The sequence below is a fragment of the Chitinophaga sp. genome, assembly GCF_035564935.1.
Taxonomy (GTDB): domain Bacteria; phylum Bacteroidota; class Bacteroidia; order Chitinophagales; family Chitinophagaceae; genus Chitinophaga.
Genome location: NZ_DATMTE010000428.1, coordinates 1 through 4,190, shown reverse-complemented (window position 1 = coordinate 4,190; position 4,190 = coordinate 1). Strand labels below are relative to the sequence as shown.

Here is a 4,190-nt window from a genome sequence, read left to right as displayed (position 1 = left end):
CCCTGTCACTTGACAGGGGGCGTTCTTTTATAATACAGCATATTTATCAGGAGTATCCATCTATCAACACCTCATATAATTTCACCTTCAGGTCTTCCAGCGTCACATCCTGGGTAAGTATCCCATCCATGGCATATGATACGGAGCCTCTTTCCTCAGAAACAATGATCGCCAGGTTGTCGCTGTGCTCCGTAATGCCTACCGCCGACCGGTGACGCAACCCTATACGGGTGGGCAGGTTAGGATTCTCAGAAACCGGCAGGATCACTTTTGCAGCCAGGATCTTGTTGCCCACAATGATCAGCGCACCATCGTGCAGGGGACTGTGCTTCTCAAAAATACTTTCTATCAGCTTCGCACTCACGTTCCCGTCGATAGGAATGCTGGACGCAGAATCAAATTTCAAACGATAAGTGGTGGCAATCACGATCAACGCCCCGGTAGAAGTGCTCTGCATCCGGCTCACCGCCACTATCAGTTCATTAATAATATTTTCTTCTTCTTTATAACTCTTAAACTTATCAGGAAGGAACAGTTTGGTTAAAAAACTGTCTTTACTCAACGGTGTTTTTTTACCCAGCACCAGCAGGAACTTCCTGATCTCCGGCTGGAAAATAATAATGATGGCGATGATACCAACATTGATAAAGTTTTGCAGGATATTGGTGAGAATAGGCATCTTCAGCGCCCTTACCAAAAAATAAGCGGCATATACCATCAATAGCCCTACGAAAATATTAAAAGCAAGACTTCCCTTTAATAAACGGTATAATTGGATGATCAGAAAAATAACAATCAGCAGGTCCAGAAGATCCAGCCATCGAAACTCAACTCCATAAAATTGTATTACTTCCTTCATAATTGTAAAATTGCAAGATTAAATTAGCCATTCATTTTCTTCATGATCCTTACCGCTTCCACAGCGGTTTTTACATCGTGTACCCTTAATATATGCGTACCCTGTTGCAGCGCAATGGTATTTAATACAGTAGTGCCGTTCAGCGCTTCGGCAGGGGTAATGTTCAGCAGTTTATAGATCATTGATTTACGGGAAATGCCCGTTAATACCGGTACGCCGAGTATGTCGTAAAACAGGCGCAGGTTTTTCAGCAGGGTATAGTTATGATCCATCGTTTTCCCGAAACCAAACCCGGGGTCAGCAATAAAGTCCCTGATACCGGCGGCGCGGCAGGCGGCCAGTTTTTGTTTCAGGTAATCGAGCACTTCGGCCACCACATCTTCATACTGCGGGTTTTGCTGCATCGTGGCGGGTTTACCCTGCATGTGCATTGCAATATACGGCACCTGCAGTTTTCCGGCAACCGGGATCATGTCTGCATCCATATCACCCGCGCTTACATCATTAATAATAGCAGCGCCGGCGTGTACTGCCTTCTCTGCTACGGCCGCATACCAGGTATCTACAGAAATAATGGCGGTGGGGTATTTGTTCAGGATGGCGTGTATAGCCGGGATCAACCGGTGAATTTCTTCTTCCGGTCCCACCATTTCAGCACCGGGGCGGGTACTTTGTGCGCCCAGGTCCAGGATGGCGGCGCCTTCCTCCAGGTGTTGCTTTGCCTTCTCCATCAGCTGGTGCAGCTCATGCATGCGGTTGCCTTCATAAAAAGAATCACTGGTAACATTTATAATGCCCATTACAGCAGGCGTGGCGAGGGACAATAACTGCCCCCTGCAATTTATTACAGGTGAAGATGTTGTTGCCGGGATATGGTGTGGTTTCATTTGAATGCGTTAAGAAGTTAGCATGCAGGCACTTTGATCCTGATTTCTTATATAGTTCCGGCCTTTTACCCGAAATTCTTTATTTTGCCTGCAAATCTAAGAAGGAAAATCAATCATTTCCGAATTTAGGAATTTAGACGTTTAATTTCAGAAATAGATTTAAAGCGCGCCCACCGGCATCTTTACGCTCATCAATTTCAACGAAAGGTAAACCCTGATTGTTCTTATCTTCACGGATCACTTAACCATTAAACTATTTTATGAAGATTATCCTTAACCTGTTACGTATAATCGTTGGGGTGTTATTCATTTTCTCTGGCCTGATTAAAGCGAATGATCCGTTAGGACTCAGCTATAAAATGGACGAGTTTTTCGAGGTGCTGCACCTCACATTCCTTTCTCCCTATTCCCTGGCATTTTCCATTATCATGAATGCCTTTGAAATTATTGCAGGTGTAGCCGTACTCGTTGGATACCGTATGCGTATCTTCTCCGTGTTGCTGCTGCTGCTCATTATATTTTTCACCTTCCTCACAGGTTATGCCCTGTTCAGCGGCACTATCCGCGAATGCGGCTGCTTTGGCGACTGCATCAAGCTCACTGCAGTGGAAACCTTCTGGAAAGACGTGATCCTGCTGGTGATGATCCTCGTGATCTTCTTTTACCGGAACCGTATACAACCGCTGTTCAAAGCAGCGGGACTGGTACTGCTGCTCTCCGCCGTATTCGCTTTCGGCATTCAGTGGTACACCCTGAAACACCTGCCTTTCTTTGACTGCCTTCCTTATAAAGTAGGCAACAATATCCCCGAGAAAATGAAACTGCCTCCAGGCGCTACACCTGATGTGTACGAAATGATCTTCACTTATGAAAAGGATGGGCAGAAAAAAGAATTTACAGCCGATAACTATCCCTGGTCCGACAGTACCTGGAAATTTGTAGACCGGAAAGATAAACTGGTGAAAAAAGGCAATGCAGAACCGGCTATCAAAGATTTTATCCTTACCGACCTGGATGGCGTTAACCAAACGGAAGCTATCCTGTCTGAAACCAAACCAGTATATCTTTTCCTGGTACTCAATACCCAAAAGGCCGGCAGCGGCTGGGATGAAAAAATAAAGGCCCTGCAACAAAAGTGGAAGAACCAGGAAGTAGTAATATATGGAGTAACCGCTTCCACCAAAGAGGAAATTGCTGCTTTCAAACAACAACATGGCCTGGAATTTCCTTTTGTGCAAATGGATGGCGTAGCCATTAAAACCGCCGGCAGAAGCAATCCTGCGCTGCTCCTGCTCGATAAAGGCACCATCAAAGGGAAATGGCATTATAATGATATACCATAATCAGCTGTATGCTTCGTTTTCTGCTTCGTAAAACCGGGTATGGATTGCTGGTGCTGCTGGGAGTAGTAGTATTGGTGTTCTTCCTGTTCAATGTGCTGCCCGGCGACCCGGCGCGGCTTACATTAGGACAGCGGGCCGACGTAGCCTCCCTGGAAAACGTGCGCCGTGAACTGCATCTCGACCAGCCGGTGGGGACGCAGTTCCTGTATTACCTGAACGACCTGCTGCCGGTGGGGATCCATACCCGGCAGGAAGCAGATGAAAACCTGCACTATCTAACGGTAGCGCATATATCAAATGATAAGCTCCTGGTGTTGAAAACACCTTATCTCCGTCGTTCCTACCAGGGCAAAAAACAAGTGTGGGATATTTTAATGGAGGCATTACCCGGCACTTTGCTGCTGGCGGTAGCCGCTATGCTGTTTGCCACCATTGTGGGTATTGCACTGGGGGTATTATCTGCCGTAAAGCAAAACACCTGGATGGACACCGGCGCCGTATTTGCCAGTGTGGCCGGTATTTCAGCGCCCTCTTTCTTTGCCGGCATCGTGCTGGCATATCTTTTTGGGTTTGTACTCAGCGACTATACCGGCCTCCATATGTCCGGCAGCCTGTTCGACGTAGATCCTTTCAAGGGCAGGGTACTGAACCTGCGCAACCTGGTGCTGCCAGCCATCACGCTGGGTATCCGCCCGCTGGCCATCATTGTGCAACTCACCCGCAGCGCCATGCTGGATGTACTGCACCAGGACTATATCCGCACGGCCTATGCCAAGGGGCTTTCCCGGCAGGCCGTGATATGGCGGCACGCATTACCCAATGCCCTCAACCCGGTGATCACCGCCATCACCGGCTGGTTCGCTGAACTGCTGGCAGGCGCCTTCTTCGTAGAATACATCTTCGGCTGGAAAGGCATCGGCAAGGTAACCGTAGATGCCCTGGACAAATTCGACTTCCCCGTGGTAATGGGAGCCATCCTCTTTACTGCCGGCATCTTCGTGATCGTTAACCTACTGGCGGATCTCCTCTATACGCTCATCGATCCGCGGATCAAGCTCGCATAGGATTTTGTCTGACTCAGGATTATGATGATTTCGCTGA

The 4,190-nt window shown here is 47.9% G+C and carries 4 protein-coding genes; 2 read left to right on the top strand and 2 right to left on the bottom strand.

Translation table 11 applies throughout. The features are described from left to right. Positions 1 to 46: 46 nt before the first annotated feature. Positions 47 to 859 carry a diadenylate cyclase gene (locus VN105_RS11100; RefSeq protein WP_325640805.1) on the bottom strand — a complete coding sequence of 271 codons (813 nt, stop codon included), beginning with the start codon at positions 857 to 859 and terminating at the stop codon, positions 47 to 49. A 23-nt stretch (positions 860 to 882) separates the two neighbouring features. Next, positions 883 to 1,746, bottom strand: a complete 864-nt coding sequence (gene folP / locus VN105_RS11095) for a dihydropteroate synthase (RefSeq protein WP_325640804.1) — start codon at positions 1,744 to 1,746, stop codon at positions 883 to 885. A 260-nt stretch (positions 1,747 to 2,006) separates the two neighbouring features. On the opposite strand from folP, the gene VN105_RS11090 reads away from it, so the two are divergent. Both VN105_RS11090 and VN105_RS11085 read left to right on the top strand, forming a co-directional pair. Next, positions 2,007 to 3,089: a BT_3928 family protein gene (locus VN105_RS11090; RefSeq protein WP_325640802.1), complete on the top strand. Its 1,083-nt coding sequence runs from the start codon at positions 2,007 to 2,009 to the stop codon at positions 3,087 to 3,089. 8 nt (positions 3,090 to 3,097) lie between these two features. Then, the gene (locus tag VN105_RS11085) at positions 3,098 to 4,153 is read left to right on the top strand and encodes an ABC transporter permease (RefSeq protein WP_325640800.1); all 1,056 of its coding nucleotides are present in this window, start codon (positions 3,098 to 3,100) and stop codon (positions 4,151 to 4,153) included. The last annotated feature ends 37 nt before the right edge of the window (positions 4,154 to 4,190 follow it).